Here is a 2,663-nt window from a genome sequence, read left to right as displayed (position 1 = left end):
CTCCAGACATCCCCTCGCGGGTTTGCCCTTGCCGTCGGCTAGTAGTTCTATTGGTCCAAGAGGACACTACAGGTACTCCTACAGGGGACTTTCACCCCATCAGTTCATGCCCATGCCGGGCGTACACAAGCGGCTCGGCCCGACCGCCCGTTGCGGTGCCGCCGCTGACGCGGGCGGCACCGCAACGGGCGGCGGGCCAGCCTTAACGTTGGACGAAGCCGCTACGCGGAGAAAGTCCTTGCGGCGGCATCAGCCTTACACTGTCACCTCATGCCCTCGCTTGCGAGGGGTCGTGTGCTCACGCTCAATGAGGTTACCCCACCATGTCCAGCTCCTGTGACGAGCAGTTCAAGCGCCACTATGAGGCGCATCTCAAGCACCTTCGGCTCAAGGGTCTGCAGCCGAAGACCATCGAAGCCTACGCACGCGCCGTGCGGCGCATCGGCGCTGCGTTTGATGGCTGCATCGATGATCTCTCCGAGGAACAACTGCTCGAGTACTTTAGCGATCTGCTCGAGACGCACTCCTGGAGTGCCGTCAAGCTCGACCTGTATGGGCTGAAATTCTACTACGCCCATGTGCTGCGCAAGCCCTGGGTGCCCTTGGATCTGGTCAAGCCGCCACGCGGACAGCGCCTGCCGGACATCGTCACCGTCGAGGAGGTCCGGCATCTCATTCAGGCGACCCAGACGCTGAGCTATCGGGTCTTCTTCTTCACGCTCTACAGCCTGGGTCTGCGCCTCGGCGAGGGGCTGCGTCTGACCGTGGCCGATCTCGATGCCACGCGCCGGCGTGTGCATATCCGCGATGCCAAAGGCCACAAGGATCGCTTGGTTCCGCTGCCCGACAGGACGCTGGAGCTGCTGCGCCGCTTCTGGCAGGTCCATCGCAACCCGGTGCTGCTGTTTCCCAATCGCGCGGGCGGACTCAAGGCCGCCGCCACGGCGTCCACCCCACTGGATCGCGGCGGTGTGCAGGTGACTCTACGCAAGGTCGTCGAGGCCTGTGGGATCAAAAAAAGATCACCCCGCATTGCTTGAGGCATCGCTATGCGACGCACCTGATCGAGGCTGGCGTCGATCTGCTGGAAGTGCAGAAGATCCTCGGTCATCACTCCATCCTCACCACCGCCCGCTATACCCACCTGACCTCTCAGACCAACGGCAACGCCGAGCAGACCATCAATGCCTTGATGGGCGGCTTCTGCGTCGATTGGAGGGGCGTGAAATGATCCTGCTCTCCTCCATCATCGCGACCTTCGAGGCAGACTACCTCGCCCAGTATGGCGCGACGAGCCTGCCCAGTCAGCTCAAGGCCCTGGAGGCCCTGAAGCGCTGCCGCACCTCGGCCAGCCCCCTGATGCGCGCGCAGTGCGAGGATTGCGGCCATACCGAGCTCATCCCACATTCCTGTGGCCATCGCGCCTGTCCGCACTGTCAGCACCACGAGAGTCAACAATGGATCGAGCGTCAGCTCGCCAAGCAGGTGCCGGCGACCTATTTCCTCGTGACCTTTACCGTGCCGGAGGCGCTGCGCCCGGTGGTGTGGTCCAACCAGAAGGCGCTCTACGATCAACTCATCCGCACGAGCTGGGAGACGTTGCGCACCTTCACGCGCAACGATTCACAGCTCCAGGGCGAGGCCGGGGCGATTGCGGTGCTTCATACCCATGCGCGCCGCCTCGACTTCCATCCCCATGTCCATCTGGTGGTGCCGGGCGCGGCCATCGATCCGGATAAGAAGCGCTGGCGCAGCAAACGCGGCAAGCGCGGGTATCTCTTCAATCATAAGGCGCTGGCGAAGGTCTTCCGCGCCAAGCTGCTCGAGGCGATCGCCGCCGAGGGGTTGACGCTACCGCCTGGCCTGCCGAGCACCTGGGCGGTCGACTGCAAGAACGTCGGTCGCGGCGAGAAGGCGCTGGTCTATCTGGGGCGCTATCTCTATCGCGGCGTCATTCAGGAGACAGACATCGTCGCCTGCGAGAACGGCCAGGTGACCTTCCGCTACCGCGAGGCCAAAAACAAGCGGCTGCAGTACCGCAGCTTGCCGGGGGCGCGCTTCCTCGCCTTGGTGTTACAGCATGTCCTGCCTAAGGGATTCCGGCGCACTCGCAGCTATGGGTTTCTGCATTCCAACAGCAAACGCCTCATCGCGGTGCTGCAGTGGCTCTTCGGGCTCGCTCCGAAGCGCTTCATCGCTCAGCTCAAACCTCGGCCCCGACTGAAGTGCCCGTGCTGCGGAGCCGACATGGGGATCGTGCAGACACGTCTTCCGCCGCGCTCACTGCAACCGCCTCTGGCTCCAACCCTTGAGGCGGCGGAGCCCAGGGCAATGTAACCGCCCCGAAAAGACCGCCCCCTGAGCTGCGGCTTCCAACGGCCGAGGGTGGCGTTCGCCTGCAATTCAGGCACAATGCGCTCTCCGGCCCTCGTTGCGCACCCGCTTGAGTGACATGGAGGCTTGACAGCCGCCGCTCTGCACCTGCACGTCAACCTCCGGGGCTCCCCGCCCCCTCGGCTTCGAAAAGCTATTTTCTTTGCGCCAGGCAAAGCCTGGAAGAGGGGGATGATCGCGAAATGATTTGAGTGATCGGAAACCTCTTATTGTGACCCGCCGGGTGAAAGTCCCGAACCGGAAAGGACTGGCCATCCACCGGAACCGAG

At 63.3% G+C, this 2,663-nt stretch carries 1 protein-coding gene and 1 pseudogene; both read left to right on the top strand.

What is annotated here, in order from left to right:
* Positions 1-323 precede the first annotated feature (323 nt).
* Positions 324-1,231 (top strand): annotated as a pseudogene (locus CKO40_RS23525) (tyrosine-type recombinase/integrase).
* Positions 1,228-2,337, top strand: coding sequence for an IS91 family transposase (locus CKO40_RS23515; RefSeq protein WP_200348887.1), 1,110 nt, complete (start codon positions 1,228-1,230; stop codon positions 2,335-2,337). The pseudogene CKO40_RS23525 and the gene CKO40_RS23515 overlap by 4 nt, the downstream one beginning before the upstream one ends.
* The last annotated feature ends 326 nt before the right edge of the window (positions 2,338-2,663 follow it).

The organism is Halochromatium glycolicum (assembly GCF_016584085.1).
GTDB classification, from domain to species: Bacteria; Pseudomonadota; Gammaproteobacteria; order Chromatiales; family Chromatiaceae; genus Lamprobacter; species Lamprobacter glycolicus.
The sequence above is the reverse complement of the archived record's forward strand: the minus strand, read 5'-3'. Positions and strand labels throughout refer to the sequence as shown.